Annotated in this window: 18 protein-coding genes; 8 read left to right on the plus strand and 10 right to left on the minus strand. The window is 70.7% G+C overall.

The annotated features are described in order from the left end of the window. The first annotated feature begins 144 nt into the window (after positions 1–144). The 5 genes from ptsP (at position 145) to tilS (ending at position 6,143) form a co-directional block, all read left to right on the plus strand. Positions 145–2,418 carry a phosphoenolpyruvate--protein phosphotransferase gene (gene ptsP / locus H7F49_RS15835; protein ID WP_185684551.1) on the plus strand — a complete coding sequence of 758 codons (2,274 nt, stop codon included), beginning with the start codon at positions 145–147 and terminating at the stop codon, positions 2,416–2,418. A gap of 45 nt (positions 2,419–2,463) precedes the next feature. Continuing rightward, on the plus strand, positions 2,464–3,054 hold the full coding sequence (locus H7F49_RS15840; protein ID WP_185684552.1) for a hypothetical protein: 591 nt from the start codon (positions 2,464–2,466) through the stop codon (positions 3,052–3,054). Between the two features lie 199 nt (positions 3,055–3,253). Then, entirely contained in the window at positions 3,254–3,976 is a 723-nt protein-coding gene (locus H7F49_RS15845) for a helix-turn-helix domain-containing protein (protein WP_235982244.1), read from the plus strand. Between the two features lie 96 nt (positions 3,977–4,072). Continuing rightward, complete coding sequence (locus H7F49_RS15850; protein WP_328806807.1) at positions 4,073–5,173, plus strand: tetratricopeptide repeat protein; 1,101 nt, start codon at positions 4,073–4,075, stop codon at positions 5,171–5,173. Between the two features lie 7 nt (positions 5,174–5,180). Further along, the gene (gene tilS, locus H7F49_RS15855; RefSeq protein WP_235982245.1) at positions 5,181–6,143 is read left to right on the plus strand and encodes a tRNA lysidine(34) synthetase TilS; all 963 of its coding nucleotides are present in this window, start codon (positions 5,181–5,183) and stop codon (positions 6,141–6,143) included. 35 nt (positions 6,144–6,178) lie between these two features. On the opposite strand, the gene H7F49_RS15860 is transcribed toward tilS, so the two are convergent. The 5 genes from H7F49_RS15860 to H7F49_RS15880 all read right to left on the minus strand — a co-directional run bounded on the left by H7F49_RS15860 (position 6,179) and on the right by H7F49_RS15880 (position 14,836). Further along, complete coding sequence (locus H7F49_RS15860) at positions 6,179–6,841, minus strand: L,D-transpeptidase family protein (protein WP_328806808.1); 663 nt, start codon at positions 6,839–6,841, stop codon at positions 6,179–6,181. A gap of 67 nt (positions 6,842–6,908) precedes the next feature. Continuing rightward, positions 6,909–9,128, minus strand: coding sequence for a GH92 family glycosyl hydrolase (locus H7F49_RS15865; protein WP_185684554.1), 2,220 nt, complete (start codon positions 9,126–9,128; stop codon positions 6,909–6,911). A gap of 80 nt (positions 9,129–9,208) precedes the next feature. Then, entirely contained in the window at positions 9,209–10,795 is a 1,587-nt protein-coding gene (locus H7F49_RS15870) for a family 43 glycosylhydrolase (protein WP_185684555.1), read from the minus strand. Then, entirely contained in the window at positions 10,795–11,817 is a 1,023-nt protein-coding gene (locus H7F49_RS15875) for an alpha/beta hydrolase (RefSeq protein ID WP_185684556.1), read from the minus strand. The genes H7F49_RS15870 and H7F49_RS15875 overlap by 1 nt, the downstream gene beginning before the upstream one ends. 49 nt (positions 11,818–11,866) lie before the next feature. Continuing rightward, the gene (locus tag H7F49_RS15880) at positions 11,867–14,836 is read right to left on the minus strand and encodes a TonB-dependent receptor (protein WP_407940319.1); all 2,970 of its coding nucleotides are present in this window, start codon (positions 14,834–14,836) and stop codon (positions 11,867–11,869) included. 258 nt (positions 14,837–15,094) lie between these two features. Here H7F49_RS15880 and H7F49_RS15885 point away from each other — a divergent pair, with 258 nt between their 5' ends. Continuing rightward, positions 15,095–16,414, plus strand: coding sequence for a pectate lyase family protein (locus tag H7F49_RS15885; RefSeq protein ID WP_407940320.1), 1,320 nt, complete (start codon positions 15,095–15,097; stop codon positions 16,412–16,414). A 50-nt stretch (positions 16,415–16,464) separates the two neighbouring features. On the opposite strand, the gene H7F49_RS15890 is transcribed toward H7F49_RS15885, so the two are convergent. The 5 genes from H7F49_RS15890 to H7F49_RS15910 form a co-directional block, all read right to left on the minus strand. Further along, positions 16,465–17,901 carry a carboxylesterase/lipase family protein gene (locus H7F49_RS15890; RefSeq protein WP_185684558.1) on the minus strand — a complete coding sequence of 479 codons (1,437 nt, stop codon included), beginning with the start codon at positions 17,899–17,901 and terminating at the stop codon, positions 16,465–16,467. Then, positions 17,888–18,892: a sugar kinase gene (locus H7F49_RS15895; protein ID WP_185684559.1), complete on the minus strand. Its 1,005-nt coding sequence runs from the start codon at positions 18,890–18,892 to the stop codon at positions 17,888–17,890. The genes H7F49_RS15890 and H7F49_RS15895 overlap by 14 nt, the downstream gene beginning before the upstream one ends. Positions 18,893–18,901: 9 nt before the next feature. Next, positions 18,902–19,657 (minus strand): 2-dehydro-3-deoxy-D-gluconate 5-dehydrogenase KduD, encoded by a 756-nt coding sequence (gene kduD / locus H7F49_RS15900; RefSeq protein WP_185684560.1) that lies wholly within the window; start codon positions 19,655–19,657, stop codon positions 18,902–18,904. A 13-nt stretch (positions 19,658–19,670) separates the two neighbouring features. Then, positions 19,671–20,303, minus strand: coding sequence for an RpiB/LacA/LacB family sugar-phosphate isomerase (locus H7F49_RS15905; RefSeq protein ID WP_185684561.1), 633 nt, complete (start codon positions 20,301–20,303; stop codon positions 19,671–19,673). 146 nt (positions 20,304–20,449) lie between these two features. Next, complete coding sequence (locus H7F49_RS15910) at positions 20,450–21,475, minus strand: LacI family DNA-binding transcriptional regulator (protein ID WP_185684562.1); 1,026 nt, start codon at positions 21,473–21,475, stop codon at positions 20,450–20,452. Between the two features lie 142 nt (positions 21,476–21,617). On the opposite strand from H7F49_RS15910, the gene H7F49_RS15915 reads away from it, so the two are divergent. Together H7F49_RS15915 and H7F49_RS15920 are read left to right on the plus strand one after the other, a co-directional pair. After that, positions 21,618–23,096: a UxaA family hydrolase gene (locus tag H7F49_RS15915; protein WP_185684563.1), complete on the plus strand. Its 1,479-nt coding sequence runs from the start codon at positions 21,618–21,620 to the stop codon at positions 23,094–23,096. 90 nt (positions 23,097–23,186) lie between these two features. Continuing rightward, positions 23,187–23,987, plus strand: coding sequence for a 2-keto-4-pentenoate hydratase (locus H7F49_RS15920; protein ID WP_185684564.1), 801 nt, complete (start codon positions 23,187–23,189; stop codon positions 23,985–23,987). Positions 23,988–24,023 lie beyond the last annotated feature (36 nt).

Below are 24,023 nucleotides of genomic sequence, written 5' to 3' on the forward strand. Positions count from 1 at the left end.
CGGCGGTCGGCCGCCCGGCCGCGCGCGGGGCCGGGCGCGGCGCCAGGTGCGGGGCCGGGTGCGCCTGCGCCGGGGTTGCCGTGCCCCGGGGACGGTCCCCGGGTTGCGGTTTCCAAAGAGGCGGGCTTGCGGTAATTGGCGATCATGCCGACTGCCGTCACCGCCGCCCGCACGATCCTGACCCGCCTGCACGAGGTGATGGCCTCGCGCAGCCACGCCCAGGCGAAGCTCAACACGGTGGTCGAGGTGATCGGCGAAAGCCTCGATAGCGAGGTCTGCTCGATCTACCTGCTGCGCGAGGGCATGCTCGAACTGTTCGCCACGCGCGGGCTGGCGCAGGAGGCGGTGCACGTCACCCGCATGGCGATCGGCGAGGGCCTGGTGGGGACGATCGCCGGCCATGTCGAAACGCTCAACCTGGCCGAGGCGACCGCTCACCCCGACTTCTCGTACCGGCCCGAAACCGGCGAGGACAAGTTCCACTCCTTCGCCGGCGTGCCCATCGTCCGGCGCGAACGCTGTGTCGGCGTGCTCTGCGTCCAGCACGTCGATCCGCGGCGGTACGAAGAGGTGGAGATCGAGGCGCTGCAGACCGTCGCGATGGTCCTGTCCGAACTGATCGCCAATGCCGAGCTGGTCGACGATGACGATGCCTTCGGGCCGAATGCCACGCAGACCGGGATCGAGCGGCTCACCGGGCTGGTCCTCGTCAAGGGGCTGGCGAGCGGGCAGGCGGTGTTTCACCAGCCGCGCGTCACGATCGAACACACCGTGGCCGAGGACACCGAGGCCGAGCGCCAGCGCGTCTACACCGCCTTCGACAAGATGCGCGACCAGATCGAGCGCATGGCCGCCCAGGCCGAGTTCGGGGTAGGCGGCGAGCACGAAGAGGTGCTCCAGACCTACAAGATGTTCGCTTACGACGAGGGCTGGAGCCGGCGCATCAACGAGGCCATCGATTCCGGCCTGACCGCCGAGGCGGCGATCGAGCGCGTCCAGCAGCGCACCCGCATGCGGATGCGCCAGATCGATGATCCGCTGCTGGCCGACCGGATGCACGATCTGGAGGACCTGTCGAACCGCCTGCTGCGGATCGTCTCCGGCCAGCTCGGCACGGCGGCGAGCAAGGGGCTGCGCCAGGATGCGATCCTGATCGCCCGCAACCTCGGCCCGGCCGAACTGCTCGAATACGACAAGCGCCGGCTGAAGGGCGTGATCCTGGAAGAGGGCTCGCTCACCGCGCACGTGGTGATCGTGGCGCGGGCGATGGGCATTCCGGTGCTGGGCCGCGTCCGCGGACTGCGCGGGCTGTTGCGCGAGGGCGACCAGTTGCTGCTGGATGCCGACAGCGGCACGGCGACTGTCCGGCCCACCCCCGCGCTGGTCGAGGCCTTCGAGGCCCGCTTCGCCAAGAACCGCGAGCGCCAGGCGGCCTATGCCGCGCTGCGCGAGGTCGAGCCGCGCACGCTCGACGGTGAGCGGATCACGGTGATGATCAACGCCGGCCTGCGCGACGATGTGCCGATGCTCAACCTCACCGGGGCCGACGGGATCGGGCTCTATCGCACCGAATTCCAGTTCCTGGTCTCGGCCACGCTGCCCTCGCGCGAGCGGCAGACCCGGCTCTATCGCGACGTGCTCGAGGCCGCGGGCAACCGCCCGGTGGTGTTCCGCACGGTCGACATCGGCGGGGACAAGGCGCTGCCCTACCTCCGCCACGATGACGGCAACGACGAGGAGAACCCGGCGATGGGCTGGCGCGCGCTGCGCGTCGCGCTGGAGCGCGAAGGCCTGCTCAAGGCCCAGGCCCGCGCCCTGCTCGAAGCCTCGGCCGGGCGCACGCTCAACGTGATGTTCCCGATGGTCTCGGAACCGTGGGAATTCGACGCCGCGCGGGCCGTGTTCGAGCGTCAGCTGGAGTTCCTGCGCAAGCAGAAGCGCATGCTGCCCGAGGCGATCCGCTATGGCGCCATGCTGGAGGTCCCCGCCCTGGCCGAAGTGCTGGACCTGATCGTGCCGCGGCTGTCGTTCCTGTCGATCGGCACCAATGACCTGACCCAGTTCCTGTTCGCGGCGGATCGGGCCAATCCCAAGCTGGCCGAACGCTACGACTGGTTGAGCCCGTCGATCCTGCGCTTCCTGCGGCGCATCCTGCGCGATGTCGGCAGCCATCCGATCGACGTGACCGTCTGCGGCGAGATGGGCGGGCGGCGGCTCGAGGCGCTGGCGCTGATCGGGCTGGGCATCCGCCGGCTGTCGATCACCCCGGTCGCGGTCGGGCCGATCAAGGAGCTGGTGTCGCGCATTCACGTCGGCGAGCTGCGCGCGGCGATGGAGCAATGGCTGGCCCACCCGCCCGCCGACATGCGCGGCGCCCTGCTCGAATGGGCGACGTCGCGGGGCATCGAGTGCGACTGATCCTCCGCCGGCCCTCGCAGGTCGCGATGCCCGGTGGGAGCGGCCATGGGGCGTGAGGCGGTGACCCTGGCTGCGGTGGGGGACCTCCGCGGGGAGGTCAGGGCCCTGCTCGAGAGCCAGGACCTGATCCTGCGCGGCGCCCTGCGCCGAACCTTCGCCCGGGCCGATATCCGCGATCCGGTGGTGGACAACGGGGCCCTGAGCTTCGTCTGCGGAAACGAGACGGTTCGGCTCGAGCTGGGCGAAGTCATGGCCGAGGCCTGGCGGCAGATCCTCCTGCGGCCGGCTCCGTCCCTGCGCGAAAAGCTTGGCCTCGGGCCGGGGCGCCGCGCCCTGGTCACGGGGGACTGCGACGATCCGGCCCTGGTCGAGGCCCTGAGCGGCATGACGACGGCACAGCGGGACGAGGCGGCCATGGTGATCGCGCGGATCGCCGGGGCGGCCGATCTGGATCGGGCGCTCGGGCTGGCGGAGCAGGCGGGACGGCCCCTCTGGACGATCTATGCCAAGGGCAAGGGGGCGTCGTTCGGTGATGGCGCCGTGCGCGAGCGGATGCGGGCGGCGGGGTGGCGCGATACCAAGAGCTGTGCGGTTTCGGCGGCGCTCACCGCGACCCGCTATCACCCGCCGGCCTGATCTGTCCAAGCCCGTGGCACTCGCCCTGCTCCGGAGTTCGACACAGACCACTGCTCCAGCGACTCGCTTTGCCGTCTCGGCTGCGCGTTCCGCCGTATTGGCTAAGGTTGTTTACCAAGGTGATGCTTGACTTTCCTTGCGCGGGGGACTTGGTTCCGCGCAACGGGGCGCCCGAACACTTACATCCGACGGGAACGGGATGGCAGAGATTAACATGACGCCGACCGGCGATGCCGCCGCGAACGCGCCCGACCCGGTCGGAGCACGGCTACGCCGTGCGCGCGAGGCGGCCGGCCTGAGCCTGGCCCAGGTGTCCGAAACCACCCGCATCCCGATGCGCATGCTGGTCCTGATCGAGAACGGCGATTTCGCCGCACTGCCGGGCCGCACCTATGCCACCGGCTTCACCCGGACTTATGCCCGTGCCCTGGGTCTGGACGAGGCCGAGTGCGTGGAGGCGGTGCGCGGCGAGCTCGGCCTGTCGAGCCGGGCCGAGCCGGTTGCGGCTCCCGCCTTCGAGCCGGGCGATCCGGCGCGCGTGCCCACCGCGCGGCTGGCCTGGCTGGCGGCGCTGGGTGCGATCGGGGTGATCCTGGCGGGCCTGTTCTTCTGGCGAACCTACTACAACCCCGCGATCGGCCTGCCTTCGCTGCTCCCGGCGGAAGAGGTGACGACCGAGGCTGCGCCGGCGCTGGTCGCCCTGCCCGAGCCGGTCGCAACCGATGGCGCGATCCCCAGCGAAGCCGCCACCGAGATCGCGACCGCGGCGCCCGCAGCCGGTCCGGCCCGGACCTTCCGGCCGATTGTGCGGCGCCGGTCGGCCCCCACCGTGCAACCCACGGTCGGCGCTCCAGCGGCGGGAACGGCGATCCCGGCCGAGACCCCCCGTGCCCCTTCGCCAGCATCCACGGCTGCGCCCTGAGCGCGGCTCGACACCGCCGGTTCAGGCGGTCTATGGCGACCGCGTGACGGCCCGCGCGGTTGATCACCGTTCTGACGATCGGAGTCTGTCGAACCCATGATGCCCAAGCTCGCCCGATCCCGCCCGCTGCGCGGCCTGTCGTTCGTCGCGCTGCTGGTCTCCGCCGCGCCGGCGGTCCTCGCCCAGTCCGCCCCGGCCGATCCGGAGGCGCGGCTGCGCAAGCTCGAGGCCGAGGTGCGGGCGCTGCAGCGGCAGGTCTTCCCCGGCAGCGACGGCAAGTTCTTCACTCCGCAGGTGACACCCGGCGCGGCCGCGGCCCCGGGCACTCCGGCGATCCCCACGACCACCCCGGTGACCGACCTGCTGACGCGGATGGACTCGGTGGAGATGCAGATCGCCCGGCTGACCGCGCAAAGCGAGGAGACCGCCAATCGCGTCGCCCAGATCGAGGCCCGCCTCGCCGCGCTGACCCCGCCCGCGCCGGCCCCCGGCACCGACGCCCCGGCCGGGACGCCCGAAGCGGCAGCCCCGGGCATCAGCCTGCCCCTGCCGCGACCCGCCGTGTCCGCGCCGGCCTCCACTCCGGCCCCGGCGCTGGCGGCGCCCGCCCCGACCAGGCCCTCCGCCACGGCTCCGGCGCCCGCACCGACCGCCGTGCTTCCGGCCGCGCCCAGTCCCGCCGCGGTCAAGCCTGCCGGGACCAAGCCTGCCCCCGCGAAGCCGACCCCCGCCAAACCCGCCGTCGCCGAGAAGCCCAGTCCGCAGCGGGTCGCGGCCGTGGCCAAGATCGTCAAGCCGGACACCGGCAACGCGGGCGACGACGAATACAGCTATGGCTTCCGCCTGTGGGAGGCCAAGTTCTACCCCGAAGCCCAGCAGCAGTTGCGGCTCTATGTCGACAAGTACCCGCGCGACGCCAAGATCTCCTACGGCCGCAACCTGCTGGGCCGCGCCTTCCTGGACGATGGCAAGCCGCGCGATGCCGCGCCGTGGTTCCTGAAGAACTACCAGGCCGACAAGAAGGGCGCCCGCGCCGCGGAAAGCCTGCTCTACCTGGCGGAATCGATGCGCCAACTGGGTGACATCAACCGCGCCTGCATCGCCCTGGGCGAATTCGCCGACACCTACCCCGGCGACACCAGCGGACGGCTGAAGACGCTGTATGACGCCACCCGCAAGGCCGTCACCTGCGAGTGATCCCGCGTTGAGCGATCCCGCCACGGTCGCGCGGTTCGCGGCGGACCTGGCGGCGCTGCGCCCGCCCGCCGGCCCGCTCGCGCTCGCCGTGTCGGGCGGTCCGGACAGCCTGGCCCTGCTGCTGCTGGCCCAGGCGGCCCACCCCGGGGCGATCGAGGCGGCGACGGTCGATCACGGTCTGCGGCCAGAGGCTGCGGACGAGGCGGCCGCCGTCGCCCGGGTCTGTGCCACGCTGGGCGTGCCGCACCAGACCCTGACCGTCACGCTCGCGCCGGGCAATGTCCAGAACGCCGCGCGCCAGGCGCGCTATGCCGCGCTGGCCGGCTGGATGGCAGCGCGCGGGCTGGCCGCGCTGCTCACCGCGCATCATGCCGACGATCAGGCCGAAACGCTGCTGCTCCGCCTCAACCGGGCCAGCGGCGTGGCCGGCTTGGCCGGAGTGCGCCCGAGCGGGACCGTACCGGGCACCCGGCTGCCGCTGCTCCGTCCCCTGCTCGGCTGGCGGCGTGGCGATCTGGCGGCCCTGGTGGACCAGGCCGGGCTTATCCCCGCGCAGGATCCCAGCAACACCGATCCCCGCTTCGACCGGGCCCGCCTGCGCGCGGCGCTGGCCACGGCCGACTGGCTCGATATCCCCGCCGTGGCCCGCAGCGCCGCCCATCTGGCCGATGCCGACGCCGCGCTCGACTGGGCGGCGGGGCGCGAATGGCAGGACGGGGTCAGCCCCGCGGCGCTGGGCAGCTATGTCTACCGTCCGCAAGCGCCGCGGGCCGTGGCCCTGCGGGTGCTGGCGCGGCTGATCGCCAAGCTCGACGGCAACGAACCGCGCGGCTCGGCCGTGGCCGGGGTGTTCGACGCACTGGTCGCGGGGCAACCCGCCTCGATCGGCAACCTGGTGGCCCGGCCGCTACCCGAGGGCTGGAGCTTTGCGAAGGCGCCGGTGCGGCGGGCGGCGCGTGACCAGGCCTAGCGCGCGCGGGCCCTTTGGCGATGCATGCGGCCCCCTCACCCCGTCAGCGAATCCCCCAGGCCGACCATCTTGCCGCGGGTGATGTAGACCGGCGTTCCCACCGCGACGAGGCCGAACAGCTTCTTGGCGAAGGGCGTGGGCACGCCGACGCAGCCGTGGCTGGCATAGCCGTTCTGCACCTTGGTGCCGTGGATCGTGATGCCGTCGTTGGTCAGGCGCATCATGTAGGGCATCGGCGCGCCGTCGTAGATGTTCGACTGGTGATCGGCGTCCTTCTCGGTGATCGGGAAGCGGCCGGTCGGGGTCGGCTTTTCGGTGGTGCCGAGCAGCACCGCGGTCGCCGCAATCTCGTAGCCGCCGCGGAACACCGACAGCACGCGGGCTTCCAGATCGACGGTGATCACCAGCGGCCCGTCCGCGGGGGCCCCGGCCTCGTCCCAGTGCCAGTCGCCATAGCGCAGCGGGCCCTCGATCGGGAGGATGCGCTTGATCACGAAGTCCGGGTTCTGCGCGGGGCTGGCGGCCTCGGTCGGAGCGGGGGCCGGGCTTGCCGCGACCTCCGGTGCGGCGGCGATCGACGGCGCCGGGGCGGCAGCCTCGGACGGCCGGCGCGCCGGTTCACCGGTCAGCAGGCCGACCCCGACTATGCCCAGCCCGGCCGCGACGATTGCCAGCCCAATCCAACCCTGGCCCTTCACTTGCCTGTACTCCCTGCCGGCGACGCGCCGCAGCGCATCGGTCGCGAGCCTCGCTAGCAGCCAAAGCTTAAGGCGTGGTGACGGGCAGGGCGGCGAAGCGCAGCACGCCACCCGCCACCAGTGCGCGGTGCGGCATCCGGGTCAGCGGCAGGGCCCGCCTGTCCAGCGTCACCCTCGCCAGGCGGTCTCCTTCACCTTCGCGCCGGATTGTCAGCACCTGCCGCCCCGGCACCCGGAGGGTCGCTTCGGTCACCAGCGGCAGGCCGGCGACATAGGTCCCGCTCGCCGGGTCGACCGGATAGAAGCCCAGCGTGGCGAAGACGTACCAGGCGCTCATCTGCCCGGCGTCCTCGTTGCCGATGATCCCGTCGGGGCGGTCGCGGTAGAAGTCCCGCGCGATCCGCGAGACCAGGGCATGGCCGGTTTCGGGCCGATCGGTGAAGGCATAGAGCCAGGCAACATGGTGGCTCGGCTCGTTGCCGTGGGCGTACTGGCCGATCATCGCCTCCTGCCCCAGGTAGGCCGCCCCCTCGGTGGGCTTGAGCCCGAAGAAGAAGCGGTCGAGCAGGGTGCGCAACCCGGCCGGACCGCCCAGCGCGGCGGCCAGCCCGCGCGGATCGTGCAGGGCCGGGGTCCAGCTGTATTGCCAGGCATTGGCCTCGGTGTAGTCGCCGGGGTTGTTGAGCGGCGAGGTGGGGGTGAGCGGATCGAACGGGGTGCGCCAGCGGCCCTGACTGTCGCGGCCGCGGGCGAGACGGGTCTCGGGGTCGAGCAGGCGGCGCCACGATCCGGCGCGGGCGGCGAAGCGGCGGGCGAGCCGCTCCTCGCCGAGCATCCGCGCCATCCGCGCGGTCGCGGCATCGCCGATCCCGGCCTCGAGTGTGCGCGACACCGCCTCGCCGCCGGCCAGGTCGAACGGATAGTAGCCGTAGCGGTCGTAGAGCGACCACAGCGAGAGCGAGGTGTCGCCGGGGTAAAGCGGCTGGGCGTCGCGGGTCGAGGTGCGGACCATGGCGGCCAGGGCCCGCCCGCCGTCGATCCCGCGGAAGCCCTTGGCCCAGGCCTCGGCGATCACCGGCAGGGCGGGCTCGCCGATCATCGTCCCGGTCTCCCCGCCCCAGATCGGCCACTTGGGCAGACGCCCGGCGGCCTCGGCATGGTCGATCAGGGTGGCGACGATATCGTTCACCCGCTCCGGAGCCAGCAGGGTGATCAGCGGCTGGGCGGCGCGGAACGTGTCCCACAGCGACAGGGTGGAATAGCGCAGGCCTCGGCGGACGCGGCGGATGCGCTGGTCCGGCCCGCGCCACCGCCCGTCGACGTCGCTGATCACCGAGGGGTGAAGGAAGGCGTGGTACAGGGCCGTGGCGAAAATCCGCTGCTGCGCGGGCGGGGCGCTGATCCGGGCGCGGCCGAGCAGGGCATGCCACTCGCGCATGCTCTCGGCCACGACGGTGTCGAAATCCCAGCCGCCGCGCTCGTCGCGGTTGGCGCGGGCCCCCGCAGCGTCGGTCGTGGCGAGGCCGACCCGCGCCCGCAGGCTTCGCCCGACGCCGAGATCGAAGCCCAGCCAGAAGCGTGGCGCGGCATCGCCGGGACGGGCGGGGATGGGCTCTACCGCCGCGATCGGATGGTCGAAGCGGACCGCCCAGGCCAGGTGCCGCGTGGTCCAGTTGCGGCGCTGCGCCTCGCCCGCGAAGCCCCAGCGGGTGAAGCGGTTGGCCACGGCGAGCACCGGCTGCCGGTCGGTGCGGAAGGTCAGGCCGTGCTGCAGATCGACGAGCAGCCAGACCCGGCCGCCCCGGCTGAAGGTGTAGCGGTGGAAGGCGCTGCGCAGGGTGGACGTCAGTTCCACCCGCACGCCGTTGTCGGCCAGGGTCACCGCGTAGTAGCCGGGTCGCGCCACCTCGCTGGCCTTGGCATAGGTGCTGGCCATGTCGGCGCGGCGCTCAAGCCCGGGCTGCAGCAGCAGGTCGCCCAGTTCGGGAATGCCGGTGCCGCTCGCCCGGTTCTGCGAAAACCCGATGATCTTCGGCGCGCGGTACTGGTAGCCCGAGGTGTATTCCCAGCCGGTGTCGGCATTGTCGGGGCCGGGCTGGATCATGCCGAAGGGGCGGCTCGGCCCGGGGAAGGTGTGGCCGGTGCCATCGGTGCCGATGAAGGGATCGACCTGCTCGACCGGCGACAGCGGGCGGGGCTCCGGCGCGGCCTGCGTGGCGGCGGGTAGCAGCATCAGCAGCAGGGGCAGCAAACGGGCGATGAATGGAATGGATCGGCGCTGCGGCATGGTCGGCTCTCCCGCCGCGCAGGATAGTCCCGGTCGGCCGAAACCACAGCAGCGGCCCGTGTCGGAAAACCGGCGATTGACTATCCCGCTGTTGTCGCCGCCGCGCCATCCGCCAGGGCCGCATAGCGGAAGTCGCTGAACCGCGCGCCGCCGCGACCCGCGGCATAGAGCCCGGGACGCAGCGAGAGGAACCCGCCGCGGACATTGTGGTGATAGCCCGACACCTCCATCCCGCGATCGAACCGCTGCCAGGTCTGCCCGTGATCGCCGCTGGTGTGGATCGCCACGATGTGGCGGCGGTTGGTGATCCGCATGCGCAGCCGCGCGCCATGGGGATTGGCCGGCCGCGCCCGCTCGATCCCGTACTGGTGCGTGACGAACCGCTCCGCATCGAAGCCCAGTCCGGCGTAGAGCCGGTCATCGTAGAACAGGACCAGCCCCGCCGTGCAGCCCGGCTCGACCGCGATCGTGCATTCGAAGCGGTAGCTGGTGTCCCCGGCGTTGAGCAGCAGGGGTGATCCGTTCGATGGAGCCTCCCCCCGCGCCGCAAGGTGCAGGGTGTTGTCGGCGACGTGCAGGCGTTCGGCCTCGTCCGGGGCTGGGCGGAAGAAGGTCCACTTGGTTCCCAGCTGCAGCGGCCCGGCAAAATCGTCCGACAGAGCCAGGCCGTGCGGCAGCGCCACGCCCCCGCGCGGCTGGGGCAGGGGGCGCGACAGGTCGCCGCCGGTCATCGCGAACCAGCCATCGGCGGTCCACCGCACCGGGTCGAGCAGGCACTGCCGCCCCAGCGTCCAGAAGTCCTTGCGATAGCCGTGGTAAAGCGCCCACCACGATCCATCGGGCCCCTCGACCAGCGAGGCGTGGCCGCGCGACCACCAGGCCTCATCGGCCGAGCGGGTGCGGACCAGCGGGTTGCCGGGGTGCTGTTCCCACGGACCATGGAGCGAGCGCGATCGCGCGGCGATCACCATGTGCCCGGTTGGTGGGCCGGCCGTGCCGCCCACGGCCGTGAGCATGTAGAACCAGTTGCCCCGGCGGTGGATCTTCGGGCCTTCGGGCGAAAAGCCTTCGACGTCCCAGTCATCGGGGTAGCGCCAGGGATCATAGACATGCTCGACCGGCCCGGCCAGGCGCAGCCCGTCGTCGCTCAGCCGCACGCGGTCGCCGCCCGAGAGGAACAGCCAGCGTGATCCGTCCTCGGCCACGGCATGGCAGGGATCGATGTGGCGCGGCAGGCCCAGCGGCACGGGATCGCTCCACGGCCCGTCGATGTGGTCGGCCCAGGTGACGAACACGTCGTTGGGCCGGGCCTTGACCGGGATGTAGAGGAAGTACCGACCACCGTGCTTTTCCAGGCTGACCGCCCAGACCGAACCGATGTTGCGGGTCAGGGCCGGGCGGCGGGGCTGCCAGTTCACCAGGTCGCGGCTGTGCCAGATGGTCAGGCCCGGATAGGCGTCGAAGCTGGAGAAGGTCAGGTAATAGTCGGCGCCGTCCTTCAGGATCGCCGGGTCGGGACGATCGCCGCTCAGCACGGGGTTGAGGAAGGTGCCGTTGCCGAGATCGGGCGCGTGCTGGCCCTCGATCCCGCGTGCCCAGGCTCCGATGCCTGCCGACAGGCCCGCCGAGCCGATCACCGCGCCGCCGAGCAGGCTGCGGCGGTCCATCACCCCAGTCCCATCGTGCGAACCCAGGCGCGCCACAGGTCGGGCCAGGCCTCGACCGGCTTGCCCACCGTCTTGCGCAGGCCGAACCCGTGGCCCCCGTGCGTGAACAGGTGGAGTTCAACCGGAACCCGGGCCGCGCGCAGGGCCGCATGGAGCCGCAGCGTGTTGTCGACCGGGACGACATCGTCATCCTCGGCATGGAGCAGGAAGTGCGGCGGGGCCGCCGCAGTGATCTGCCGGTCGGGCGAGTGGGCGGCTTCGGCCTGCGCGGTGGGGGAGGGGCCGAGCAGCTTGGCGCGCGATCCCGGGTGCGCAATGGCCGGGTCCATCGACACCACCGGATAGAGCGGCGCCGCGCAATGCGGCTTGGCCGAAAGCCGGTCCGCCGCGTCGACCGGTGCATAGACCGGCGCGGCCCAACGCGCGGCCAGATCGGCGCAGACGTGCCCGCCCGCCGAAAAGCCCATCGCCGCGACCCGTTCCGGATCGATCGCGAAGTCGCGCGCGCGGTGCCGGATCAGCCGCATCGCCCGCTGCGCATCGGCGAGCGGCGTGTCCGGCCCGCCCGCCCAGCCCTCGCCAGGCAGCCGGTAGAACAGGACGAAGGCGGTGAAGCCGCGGGCCGCCAGCCAGCGGCCCATCTCGTAGCCCTCCTTGTCGACCACGACCCAGCGATAGCCGCCGCCCGGCGCGATCAGCACGGCGGCGCCGTTGGGCCGGTCCGGGCGGAACACCACCAGCCGCGGACGGGTGATCCCGTAGACCGCGCGGTCGTTGACCAGGGGATCGGTGGAGCGCTCGTCCACCTGTTCGACCGGGGCCGGGCTGGGCAGGCCGGGGGCGCCGCCGGGCCAAAGGTCAAGCGTCTCGCTAGGCTGGGGCAGGCCGGGTGGGAGTCCCTTGGTCGAAACGGGCGGTGGCGTCTGTGCCCCCGCCCGTCCGGATGTCGCCCCGCTGGCCATGGCGCCCAACATGGTCGTGGTCAGGCCTTTGGCAAGTACCGAACGTCGATCCAGTGTCATGCCGCAAGCCTGTCCTCATCCCCCGGGTGGCCGGTGACGCAATCCCGCCTCAGTAGCGGAACCGCGCACCGGCCATGATGATCCGGCCGAAGTGGTTGTTCTCGTAATTGCGATCGGCATCCCAGTCGGTGAAGCGATAGCGGTAGGTGTCGAGCAGGTTGTTGCCTTCCAGCGAGATCTCGACGTTGTCGGTCAGCTTGTAGCGGATCGACGCGTCGAGGTTGGTGGTGGCGCCATAGCCTTCCAGCAGGTTGCCGGTGCCCGAGGCGCCTTCGTGGAAGCGGCCGCGATAGCTGACCATGGCGCGGGCCGAGAACTTGCCGTCATCGTAGTAGATCGTGCCGTTCCAGGCGGTCTTCGACACGTTCGACAGGGTGTTGACCACGGTCACGTTGCTCAGCGGGCCCAGTGCTCCAGTGGCCGGAACAAAGGCCGAGGTGATCGGACCCTGCAGGTTGAAGGTGGCGGAGGAGTCGATGAAGGTGGCGTTGGCGATGATCCCGAAATTGCGCAGGAAGCTGTTTTCGGTGAAGACGTTGAACGGCAACTGCAGCGCCAGTTCGACACCCTTCAGCGTCGCGCCCGAGCCGTTGATCGTGGTCTGGAGCGTCCAGATCGGCTGGATGAGCTGATCGTTGACCGTGCCGATCGACTGGGCCGCCGGCGACGAGGGGTTGAGCGCCGTGACCGGCGCGCCGGTCTGGGCGTAGGTCAGCCCGGTGATCGACCCCGACTGGGTGAAGGTCTTCACGTCCTTCTTGAACAGGGCGACCGAGGCGATCGCGCCGCGGGCGAAGTACCATTCGAACGACAGGTCGTAATTGGTCGCTCGGAACGGGTTCAGGTTGGGATTGCCGGTGCTGACGCGCTGGTTGAACCCGTCGGCCGAGCCGCCGGGGGTCAGCGCGCCCAGCGAAGGCCGGGTGATCACATCGGCCACGGCACCGCGAATGACCACGGACTGGGTGGGGTAGAGCGCCACGTTGAGCGCCGGCAGCCAGTTGTCGTAGCTCCGCTTGACGGTGTTGTTGACCGCACCGACCAGGCCATAGGAGCTTTGCAGCGTCTTCACATAGCGGACACCGAAGTTGAGCGCGTAATCCAGCCCGAACAGGTTGCCCTTGGCATCGGCCTGGAGGTAGCCGCCGCGGGTTTCCTCGGTCACCCCGCGGATGTTGCCGGCATCGGCGACCAGCGGACGGCTGTAGAGCTGGGTGAAGGCGGCGGCGGCAGGCAGGTTGGCGACCAGCCACTGGTCGGTGTTGCCCGCCGGCTGGCCCGAGGGCCGCAGCGTGAACAGCTCGGACAGGGCCGGGGTCACCTGGAAGCCGTAGATCGCGGTCGGCCCGAACACCGAGGTGAGCGAGCAGGCAATCGTGCCCGAGGTGCTGGTCACCACGCTGGTGCCGCCATTGCCGCAGACCGATGCGTCACGGGTGTAGGCGGCCACGTCGAAGTTGAAGCGCCGCCAGACGCCGCCCAACCGGATCTGGAATTGATCGGTCACGTCCCATTCGGTGCGCAGTTGCACGGTCTTGAAGCGGTTGGTGGTGTTCGAGGGGCGGTCGCGGATCTCGGCGAGCTGGAAGTTCGCCGGGTCGGTCACGCTGGTGCCGAAGGTCAGCTTCGGGCGCCGCATGTCGGTGTAGTCGTAGCTGTAGCCCTGCGCATCGCGGTCATCGAACATGATCGTCGTTTCGACCGGGATATCGGCGTTCGACTTGGATACGCCGCCGACCATGGTGAAACGCAGCTTGTCGGTGACGTCCTGGTCCCAGGTCAGACCGACCTGGTAGAACTCGGTCGAGCTCTTGCGCAGGTAGTTCTCGGTGCGCACCCAGGCGTCGTTGAGGGTCGCCTTGATCATGTTGTTGTTGGCGTCATAGACCGGGTTGACCACGTCCACCGACCGCTCGTTGGACCGCAGCAGCACTTCGCCCCACTTCTCGCCGCGGTTTTCCTTGAACCGCGAATACAGCGCATCGAGCGAAAACTTGGTCTTCTCGGTCGGTTCGAACTGGACTGAGCCGGTGACCCCAAGGCGCTCGCGCATGTGGTTGATCTCGCCGTAGCGCGGGATGCGGGGGTGGAACGACAGGGTGGCACGGTCGCAGGCCGCGCTGGGCCGATAGGTGCCGCCGCTGTTGGGGCGGGCCGTGGTGTAGGCCAGGGTGCCGGCGGCGATGGAGCCGGTGGTGTTGGCGAAGCAGGGCGTGCCGTCGACCGAGTCGAACCGGGCCTGGGCCCAGCGCACCGAGTTGTTGCCCATCTGCAGCGTGTAGATCTTCGAGTAGGCGGCCGAGAGCGAGGCGCCGAAAGTGCCGGCGTCGTTGCGCCACGAGACCAGCCCGGCCAGACGCGGCCCGGTCTTCTTGGCGAGATCGTTGTAGGAGGCAACCGCCGAGAGCGCCCCATGCAGCCCGGCCTTGCCGGCCAGCGGGTTGCCGGTGTTGAGATCGACCACGGCGCCCAGCGAGCCTTCGTCCAGGCTCGCTTCGGCGGTCTTGTGGACCACCAGGCTGCTGAACAGCTCGGAGGCGAAGATGTTGAAGTCGAAGGCGCGGTCGCGGTTGGCGCTGGCGCCGTCGGTCGAGGTCGCGATCGTCTCCAGCCCGTTCAGGCGGACGCGAGTGAACTGCGAGCCCAGGCCGCGCACGGTGATCGCGCGGCCTTCACCGGCATCGCGGACGATCGAGATGCCGGGGATGCGCTGCAGCGATTCGGCCAGGTTCTGATCGGGGAACTTGGCAATGTCCTCGGCCACGATGGCGTCGACCGCGGCGACCGAGATGCGCTTGACGTTCAGGGCCTTTTCCAGCGACTGGCGGAAGCCGGTGACGACAATGTCGTCCGCGGCCGGGGCATCGGCCGGTGCCGCAGTCTGGTCTTGCGCCGGGGCCGGCGCCGCCTGGGCCTGCACCGCGCTCGGTGCGGCCAGCGCACTCCCCGCGACCAGAGCGATCTTGAGCAGCGAAAGCCGCGACAGCGTGCGGCCTGACATGTCCTTGCGCATTCCCATTCCCCTCGACGCCGTCTTGGCGATTGGCATTGATACCGGTGTCAAAGGAGGACGAACCACGTGGGTCCGTTCCCCAGGCACCCTTGACTCCCTGCTGCGCCTTGGCGGCGCCAACATGCTCCGGATCCCGTTTGGGCTGACCGCAGGGCAGCCTTAGGTAACCGGTGTCATTTTTCATTGCCCTGTCTGGCCGGCTCTGTCAAGAAGGCCCACATGGGAGACAGGACGATGCGCCAATTGCCGCTTGGAATGATCGCCATGCTGATGGCCTTGCAGCCGGTTGCCGCAGCGCGGGACGCGATGGCCGCACCGGCCGACCCCACCCGCGGCGGCGCGGGGGGGCGAATCATCCGGGTCACCACCCTGGCCAAGGACGGGCCGGGCTCGTTCAAGGAGGCGGTCGAGGCCAAGGGGCCGCGCACGGTGGTGTTCGAAGTGGGCGGAGCGATCGACCTGGGTCGCGAAACCCTGACCATCAGCGAACCCTACCTGACGATCGCCGGACAGACCGCGCCTTCCCCCGGGATCACGATCATCCGCGGCGGGATCGATCTCAAGGGCCATGACGTGATCATCAGCCACCTGCGCGTCATGACCGGCGCCGATGGCCAGCCGCACTTTTCCGGCTGGGAGGCCGATGCCTTCTCCACCGTCGCGGCGCATCATGTCGTGGTCGAGAACTGCAGCTTCCTCTGGGCGCTGGACGAGAACATGTCGGCCTCGGGTCCGCGCTTCAATGGCGCCTCGGTCCAGGAATGGCGTCAGAACACCAGCCACGACATCGTCTTCCGCAACAACCTCGCGGCCGAGGGCCTGGCCTTTTCCAGCCACCCCAAGGGCGAGCATTCCAAGGGCAGCCTGATCCACGACAATGCGACGAACATCGTGTTCTATCGCAATGTCTTTGCCCACAACGTGGAGCGTTCGCCGCTGGTCAAGGGCGGGGCCCAGGTGCTGATGGTCAACAACCTGATCTACAACCCGGGCCACCGCGCGGTGCACTACAACCTGATGAATCTGGAGTGGACCAGGCATCCCTATGTCACCGGCGAGATCACCGCCGTCGGCAACGTGATGCGGGGGGGCAACGATACCGATCCGGGCCTGCCCTTCCTCACGCTCGGCGGCGACGGGGACCTGGCCTATTATGGCCGCGACAACCGCGCGGTCGACCGTTTCGGCCATCCGCTCCCGCAGTTCGGCCGCTATGGTGAGACCCGGGCCCGCTTGCTCCCGGCCAAGGCCCCGCTGGCCAGTCTGGCCGGCTATGACATCCTGCCCTCGGGCGCGGTCGAGACCAGCCTGCTGCAGACCGCCGGGGCCCGCCCGTGGGACCGCGCGCCCGACGACATCCGCGTCCTGTTCTTCGTCGCCGAGGGGCGCGGCGACATCATCGATGACGAGCACGAGGTCGGCCCCGGTTATCCGGTCATGAAGGAAACCCGGGCTGCCTTCGATCCGTCCGCCTGGGACCTTGACACCATGACCCCGAAGAACGGGCTCTATCCCGGGCAGAAAGCCGGGGCGCAGGAAAAGCTTTCACCCCGTGACGTGGCCTCGCGGCAGGGCGCGGGGTAGGGACTGGCCTTCCCGCGCAACCCGGCTGAGCCGATCGCGCGGTCCCCCCCTCAGCTCCCGGGTTGGATGTAGGGCACCCGGGCGAACAGTTCGCGCTCCCAGCGGCGCGGGTCGTTCTCCACCCGGCTGACGGTGTCGAACACCATCGTTTCGCGGCGGGGCAGGGTGTACGGCGCCCAGCCCGGATCGCCGGTGCGGGCAAAGCGGACGAAGGCCCGCATCAGCCGGTCGCTCATCGCGGCCCGGGCCGGGCTTTCGCCGGCCGTGGTCCCGAAGGCCAGGCCGATATCGTCGGTGTGCTTAGCCTGGTCGAAATCGAGCTGGTAGACCCAGGTGCGGCGTACCCCGGCGCGGGCGCGGGCATCGGCCTCCTCGACCTGGCCACGCCATGACCGGGCGGCGGTGACCATGCGGTGGAAGACCTGTTCCGGGCTCTCGGCGGGATAGCGGTCACGGAACCGGGCGAGGGTCCAGGCCGGATCGATGTCCACTTTCAGCTCGGGCCCGGCGCGTTCGGCCAGGTTGGTCCAGTCGAGCCCCTGCAGCTTGGGGTGATCGGGCGGGAAGAAGGCGCGGGTCTCGGCCACGGTGTTGCCCAGCAGCATGGGCATGGCGTTGCCCTGCGGCGCCGGGTCGGGCCAGAACGGGTGGCGCGTCAGGCTGCGCATGTCGAGCACGGGACCCATGTAGACCCCGCCGCCCAGAATCGGGTCGGTTGCCGCCAGCGCCGCGACCAGCGCTGCGCTCGGCGCGGTCGCAGGGTCCGTGCCGAGCCGGTCGAGGAACGCCCGGGCGCGCTGGCGGGCATGCAGCGGGCCGCTGGCCGTGACCTGCTGGCCGCTCATCGTGATCGCCTTGTGGAACAGGCCCTGCGCGGCGGGCATGGCCATCAGCGTGGCGATCTTGGCTCCCCCGCCCGACTGGCCGAACAGGGTGACGTTGTCCGGGTCGCCGCCATAGTCGGCGATGTTGCGGCGGATCCAGTGCAGGGCGCAGACCAGATCCAGTTGCCCGGCATTGCCGCTGTCGGGGAAGCGGTCGGGCAGGTAGAGATAGCCCAGCGCGTTCAGCCGGTGGTTGATCGTCACCACCACCACGTCGCCGCGCTCCGCCAGCCGGGCCCCGTCGTTGAGCGGATCGCTGACCGACCCGTTCGAATAGGCCCCGCCGTGGATATAGGCCATCACCGGCAGGCTGGCGCGGCGGGCCTCGCGCGGCGCCCAGACATTGAGGAACTGGCAATCTTCGTCCTGCGGCTGGTAGCGGCGATCGGACTGGGGACAGGCCGGGCCGTAGTGACCCAGCGGGGCGCGGTCGAACACGGCGCGGGGGGGAGCGAACCGCGTGGCCTCGGCATAGCGGATGCCCAGGAAACGGCGGACCGGCCGGTCCGAAGCGGACGCCCGGGCGGACAGGCGCGGCGCGGCGGCGAGGGCCGCGCCGCCCGCCAGGACCGCGCGCCGGCTCAGCCGCTCAACGGCGGACATCGCCTCCGCCGGGGCTGAAGCTCTCCAGCATCGCGCGTGACACCAGCGCCATGTCGCCCGGCAGGCTGTGCTTGAGCGCGGTGAGGGCAAGCCCGCTTTCGGCCATGGCGCGGCAGTCCCCCCCTTCCAGCCATTGGTGCAGGACCCCGGCGGCGAAGGCGTCGCCGGTGCCGATCCGGTCGACGATCCCGGTGACGTCCAGCTCGTCGGTCTGGTGCGCGGCGTCGCGCGCGTCGACCCGGGCGGCGATGCGGTGGTGGTCGCTCGTGACGATGTGCCGCGCGGTCGAGGCGATCAGCCCGAGCCGGGGGAAGGCGGCAAAGGCCGCCTCGGCCGCCTCGCGGCGGCGATCCGGGCCATCGCCCGAGAAGGTCCGGCCGAGCAGCAGCGAGATGTCACGGTGATTGCCGATCAGGATGGTCGCATCCTCGACCAGCTCGCGCAGGATCGCGGCGGGATCGCTGTCCCAGGCGGACCATAGCTGGCCGCGGTAATTGCCGTCGAAGCAGATCGGCACCTCGGCCGCGCGCGCGGCGGCGTGGGCCGCGCGGGCCAGCGCGACACCGCCCGGGCCGAGCGCCGGGGTGATTCCCCCGGTGTGGAGCAGTCGCGATCCGGCCAGGGCCGCGGCGAAGTCGATGGCGCCGGGTGCCGCCAGCGCAAAGGCGCTGCCGGCGCGATCGTAAGTGATCTGCGAGGCCCGCGCCCCGGCCCCGACCTCCAGGAAATAGAGCCCCATCCGCCCCGGCGCGCGGATCACATGGCCCGTGTCGATCCCCGCAGCGCGCAGCGCGGCCACGGCCCGGTCTCCCGGCGGACTGGCCGGGATCACGCTGGCGAAGCGGACCGGGTGCCCCAGCGAGGCCAGCGCCGCGGCGACATTGGCCTCGGCCCCGGCGACGACCAGGTCCAGGCTGTTGGCCTGGACCAGCAACTGGTGGCCGGGCGGGGCGAGGCGGAGCAGGAGCTCGCCGAAGCAGGTGACAGTCATCCCGGCAGACTACCGCGCCATCCACCCACCGTCGACCGCAAGGACCTGGCCGGTCACGTAGTTGGCCGCAGGGGAAGCCAGGAACACCGCAGTTCCGGCGATATCCTCGGGCTTGCCCCAGCGTCCAGCCGGAATCCGCTCGAGGATCTGGCGGCTGCGCGTCTCGTCGGCCTGCAAGGCGGCGGTGTTGTTGGTGGCGATATAGCCCGGGGCGATCGCGTTAACCTGCACGCCCTTGCCCGCCAGCTCGTTGGCCATGGCTCGGGTCACGCCCGCCACGCCGGACTTGGCCGCGGCATAGCTCGGCACGCGGATCCCGCCCTGGAAGCTCAGCAGCGAGGCCACGTTGATGATCTTGCCCGAGCCGCGCGCGACCATGCCGCGCGCCACCGCCTGGCTGAGGAAGAACAGCACCTTGAGATTGGTGTCGAGCACCGCGTCCCAGTCCGCCTCGGAGAAGTCGAGCAGGTCGGCCCGGCGGATGATCCCGGCGTTGTTGACCACCACGTCGATGCGCCCGAACGCGGCCAGCACCTCGGCCACCAGACCCTCGATCGGGGCGGTGGAGGACAGGTCCACGCGCAGGTCGAGCGTGCGCCGCCCGGTCGCCGCGAGCCGCTCGAGCGTCTCGGCTGGCTCGCTCCGCCCGGCGATCGCCACGTCGGCTCCGGCCTCGGCCAGGGCCACGGCGATGGCCTGGCCGATCCCGGTGTTGGCCCCGGTGACGAGCGCCACCTTGCCGGTCAGGTCGAACGAGATGGTCATCGTGTGGCCCCGCTCACAGCGCGCGCAGGTAGTCGGCGATCGCCTGGTCCTGCGCATTGGGGTAGAACAGCTCGGCGAAGCGCTCACCCGCGATCGCCGCGCGCAGCAGATCCTGATCGACCGTCTGGAGCACGGTCAGCATGTCGCGGCACGAGGCCTGCTTGAGGCCCGACAGGATGCCGCGGTTCTTGCGCATGATCTCGGCGCGTTCCTTCGGATAGCCGGCGCCGCCCTCGTTCTCGAAGATCTTGCGGTAGCAGTCCTGCAGGTTGAGCTCGGCCGCCCAGCCGAAGCCCTTGGAATAGGGCATCGAGATGGCATTGCCATCGTTGATCTGGCTGAACAGGAAGGCGTCGGTGGGATCGATCACCAGCCCGCAGAACACGCCGGGCATGGCATTGGCCGCGAGCATCGAGCCCATGCCGGTGCCGCAGCCAGTCACCACGAAATCGGCCGCACCGGAGTTGAGCAGGATGCCGGTGAGCAGCCCGTTCATCACATAGGTGAGCGAGGCCGCGTCATCGGGACTGTACATCCCGTAGTTGTACACCTGATGGCCCAGCGGTTCCGCGACCGAGGTCAGCGCCTCGTGCACGATGGCGTTCTTCGCCGCCTGGCTGTTCTCGATGATGAGCGCGATCTTCATGGTCGTGGTGTCCTGGCTGGAACTGGAGTGGTCTGGCGGGGCGACGCCGGACTGACGGGCAGAGCGGCGCGCGGCTATGGCGCACTAGGTAACCGGTGTCATGCTGCGGATCAACCTGCAAAACCGGTGGGCTGTCATGGCTTGCCTCACCCCTGCGCCGGGCGGGAGGTGGACGCGCGGGGCACGAACTCGGTGGGAAAGCGCGATTGCTCGCGGTTGGCAGCCTCCGGGTGGATCAGCTTGCGCGCCGCCGATCGCGCCATGGTCCGGATCGGCCAGCGCACGGTGGTCAGCGGCGGCCAGATCGTCGCGGCGATCGCGGTGTCGTCGAAGCCGATCACCGACAGGTCACGCGGCACGTCCAGCCCGCGCTCCCGCGCGACGTGCACCACGCCGGCGGCCATCACGTCGTTGCTGGCGAAGATCGCGGTGGGCGGGTCGTCGCGGTCGAGCAGGGCCGCGCCGGCCTCCTTCCCGGTCTCGAAGGTGTAGCTGCCGCGGGCGATCAGCGATGCGTCGCAGGGCAGTCCCTGCGCTTCCAGGGCCTCGCGCCAGCCCTGATGCCGTTCGTAGGCCGAGCGGAAACCCTCCGGCCCTTCGACCAGGCCGATCCGGCGGTGCCCCTCGGCAATCAGGCACTCCACCGCCTCGCGCACGCCTTCGCGGTCGTTCGACTGGACCAGATGGGCCGGGTCGGCCAGTTCGGCCGAACCCATCCGCACATAGTTGCAGCCCAGTTCGTCGAACAGGGCGGCAAAGGCATCGTTTTCGGACAGGGGCGGCAGGATCATCACGCCGGACAGGCGCTGCTGTTCGATGAAGCGGCGGATGTTGTCGAACAGGGTCGGGCTGTGGCGGTCGACCGGATGGATCACCAGCGCATATTCGCTGTCGCGGATCGCGTCGAGCACGCCCTCCTGGAAGTTCAGGACCATCTGCGCGTTGGGATTGTCATAGATCATCCCCAGCACGAAGTTGCGGCGCAGGGCGAGCGCGCGGGCCTGGGGGTTGGGCACGTAGCCCAACTGGGCGATCACCGCCTCGACCTTTTCGCGCGTGGCATCGTTCAGCAGCGGCGATCGGTTGATCACGCGGCTGACGGTCTTCTTCGACACGCCCGACAGGCGGGCCACATCGTTGATCGTCGGTTTCGCCTCGCCTGTGCGACCCATTCCGCGTCCTTCCCCAGTATCGCCGGTCGCAGTCCGAGGCAGTCCGCCCGGCGTCCGATGCTCCGATCCTTGCCTTCCGCCACTTGCCTTCCGAACCGCGGCAAGGCAATATTGACACCGGTTACCATAGCGTGGAGCGCCAATGTCGCAAGACCTTCCCGCCGTTCTGCGCGTTCATGCCGCCGACTCGGTCGCGGTGGCCTTGCGGCCGATCGCGGCCGGCGAGCAGGTTCTTGGCCTCACCGTGCGCGAACCGGTGGCCGCAGGGCACAAGCTGGCCCTGGCGGCCCACGGGACGGGCGATCCGGTGGTCAAGTACGGCCTGCCGATCGGCCGGACCACGCGGCCCATCGAACCGGGCGAACACGTCCACAGCCACAACCTGGCCACGGCGCTGGCCGGCGAGCGGGACTACACTCCGTCCGTGCGGCAGTCCGCGATGCGCACGGTGGGGGATGCGCAATGGCAGGGCTATCGCCGGGCCGACGGGCAGGCGGCCACCCGCAACGAAGTGTGGATCCTGCCCACTGTCGGCTGCGTGGGCCTGACCGCCGAGGAGATCGCGCGCGCTGCCCGGTTGCGCCATGGCGATCGGATCGACGGCATCCATGCCTTTTCCCATCCCCACGGCTGTTCGCAACTGGGCGACGATCTGGCCGGGACGCGGGCGCTGCTCGCCGGGCTGGCGGCCAATCCCAATGCGGGCGGGGTCCTGCTCCTGGGGCTCGGCTGCGAATCCAACCAGATCGACGCCCTGCTCGCCGCCATTCCGGAGGCGGCGCGAGGCAAGGTGCGGGTCCTGTCGAGCCAGAGCGCCGGGGACGAGCTGGCGGCCGGGGCCGCCCTGGTCGACGAGCTGGTCGAGGCGATCGCGCCCGCGCGTCGCGAGCCGCTGTCGCTGGCCGATCTGGTGATCGGGCTCAAGTGCGGGGGGTCGGACGGTCTTTCCGGGCTCACCGCCAATCCGCTGCTCGGGCGACTGGCCGATCGGGTCTGCGCGGTCGGCGGCCGGGCGATCCTGACCGAGATCCCCGAGATCTTCGGAGCGGAACAGGCCCTGCTCGACCGCGCCGCGGATCGGACCGTGTTCGATTCGGCCGCCGCGCTCGTCAACCGCTTCAAGCGCTATTACCTCGACCAGGGCCTGCCCGTGTCGGAAAACCCGTCGCCGGGCAACCTCGCCGGGGGGATCACCACGCTGGAGGAGAAGTCGGCGGGGGCGGTGCAGAAGGCGGGCCAGGCGCGGTTGACCAGCGTGGTCGACTATGGCGGACAGGCGCAGGTGCCGGGCCTGGCCCTGCTCGAGGCGCCGGGCAACGATGCGGTCTCGTCCTCGGCTCTCGCCGCGGCAGGGGCCACGCTGGTGCTGTTCACCACCGGGCGGGGCACGCCGCTGGGGTTTCCGGTGCCCACCGTGAAGGTGGCCTCCAACCATGGGCTGGCCCAGGCCAAGCCGCACTGGATCGATTTCGACGCCGCCCTGGCTCTCGACGCCGGGGCGGATGCGGCCGATGCGGCCTTCCTCCGCCAGCTGCTGGCGATCGCCAGCGGCCAGCGGACCATGGCCGAGCGGGCCGGGCAGCGCGCGATCGCGATCTGGAAGCGGGGGGTCACGCTGTAGCGCAGCCCTGGCCGGGCCTCGCCGCAGCGCCGCCGGCTTGCTAATGACACCGGTTTCCTCTAGGCGGAACCGAAGAACGACGGGACGAGCATGGGATCGAGTTTGACTGACCAGGCCGATGAAGTGGCAGCGGCATTCGTGGCGGCGCGACGGGCCGGGCGCGCCTTGTCCGCCTATCCGGGCGAGCGGCCCCGCGACCTCGCCGAAGCCTATGCCATCCAGGACCGGGCCCTGGCGATCGATGGCCGCGCCGTGGCCGGCTGGAAGGTCGGGCGGATCAATCCTCCCCATGACGCGACCCTGGGCGCGAACCGACTGGCGGGCCCGATCTTCGCCGATCTGGTGGTCCGCGCGGCCGACGGCGACGTGGCCGCCATGCCGGTGATCGCCGGTGGCTTTGCCGCGGCCGAGGCCGAACTGCTGCTGCACGTGGCGGCGGGGTGGGACGGCACCGTGCCGCGGGACGATGCGGCCACGATCGCGATCGTCGACGAGGTGCGGCTGGGGATCGAGATCGCCAGCTCGCCTTATCCGGGGATCAATGCCGACGGACCCTGCGTCACGGTGTCGGACTTCGGCAACAACCTGGGTTCGGTGATCGGCCGGGCGGTGGACGGCTGGCGCGGCATCGATCTCTGTGCCATCCCGGTGCGCACGATCATCGACGGGGCCGAGGTCGGCGCCGATACGGCGGCCACCATGCTCGACGGGCCCTATGGCGCGGTGCGGTTCCTGCTGGGCAACCTCAAGGCCCGCGGCATCCGCGCCGACCAGGGTCTGTGGATTTCGACCGGAGCGATCACCGGGGTCCACCCGGTTGTCCCCGGGCAGCACGTGGTGGCCGAGTTCGGCGATCACGGGACCGTCGCCTGCCGCATCGTCGGCGGCTGACGCCGGACAAGAAGGGCGCCGCGGTATCGCCGGGCG

Origin of the sequence: Novosphingobium aerophilum (assembly GCF_014230305.1) — a bacterium.
Lineage (GTDB): Bacteria > Pseudomonadota > Alphaproteobacteria > Sphingomonadales > Sphingomonadaceae > Novosphingobium > Novosphingobium aerophilum.